The sequence below is a fragment of the Leisingera sp. F5 genome (genome assembly GCF_001593695.1).
Genome location: NZ_LUKH01001243.1, coordinates 1 through 1,165 on the forward strand (window position 1 = coordinate 1; position 1,165 = coordinate 1,165).

The 1,165-nt window shown below is 61.2% G+C and carries 1 protein-coding gene and 1 pseudogene; both read left to right on the forward strand.

Annotated elements, in window-relative coordinates; translation table 11 throughout:
- A partial coding sequence (locus A2I95_RS40485; RefSeq protein WP_291737956.1) for an ABC transporter permease occupies positions 1-832 on the forward strand: 832 nt, incomplete at its 5' end.
- Positions 829-1,165 (forward strand): annotated as a pseudogene (locus A2I95_RS40490) (acyl-CoA transferase); the annotation flags it as partial. The gene A2I95_RS40485 and the pseudogene A2I95_RS40490, both read left to right, overlap by 4 nt.

Here is a 1,165-nt window from a genome sequence, read left to right on the forward strand (position 1 = left end):
TCTGGAAACCTTCCAGTGGGAGTTCAGTCCCGACACCTCGCGTCCGCTGAAGCTTGAATTCTTCTGTGAAGGCAAAACCTATAATCTGGCCGGTATCATCGAAAGCAACCGCCACCTGTTCTGCGCAACCGAAGAGGCGACGATCTTTATCCTGGGGTCCGACCGGCTGGGCCGCGACATCTTCAGCCGCGTTTCCTATGGTGCGCAGCTGTCGCTTACTGTGGGGCTGATCGGCATTTCCGTGTCCTTCGTCCTTGGCATCTTCTTTGGCTCAATGGCCGGGTATTTCGGCGGCAAAACCGATTGGCTGATCAACCGGGTGATCGAAGTCCTGCGGTCCCTGCCCGAGCTGCCCTTGTGGCTGGCACTGTCTGCCGCGGTGCCCTCGAACTGGTCGCCGGTTGCGGTGTTCTTTGTCATCTCGATCATCCTTGGCATTCTCGACTGGCCGGGGCTTGCAAGATCGGTGAGGGCAAAATTCCTGTCCCTGCGCGAAGAGGAATACGTGCGCGCTGCCGAAATGATGGGGGCCTCTTCCGGCCGCGTCATCCGCAAACATCTGCTGCCGAACTTCATGTCGCATCTGATCGCCTCGGCCACCCTGTCAATCCCGGCGATGATCCTGGGCGAGACCGCGCTGTCATTCCTCGGCCTTGGCCTGCGCGCGCCGGCGGTCAGCTGGGGCGTGATGCTGAATGACGCGCAAAACCTGGCCTCGATCGAAATCTACCCCTGGACCGCGATCCCGATGCTGCCGATTGTGATTATTGTTCTGGCATTCAATTTCCTCGGTGACGGGTTGCGCGACAGCCTGGATCCTTACCAGCAATGACCCTGCTCACTGCCCTGCCGGCGCCAGGCAGCTACCGCCTCACCGGCACAGGACACTGGCGCAGCGCCTTTGCGGTGACAGAACTTGCCAATGCCTCAGTCGCCGCCGTGGGGTTGGAACTGGCGCGGCTGGTAAAGGCGCTGAACCTTGCGCCCGTTGCACCGGACGTCACGGTGGACCAGCGCCTGGCTTCATTCTGGTTCAGCTACAGTTTCCGCCCCGAGGGCTGGGAGCTTCCCAGCCTGTGGGATCCGGTGGCCGGCAATTATGAAACCGCAGATGGCTGGATCCGCCTGCACACCAACCTGCCGCACCACCGGCAAGCTGCCCTGA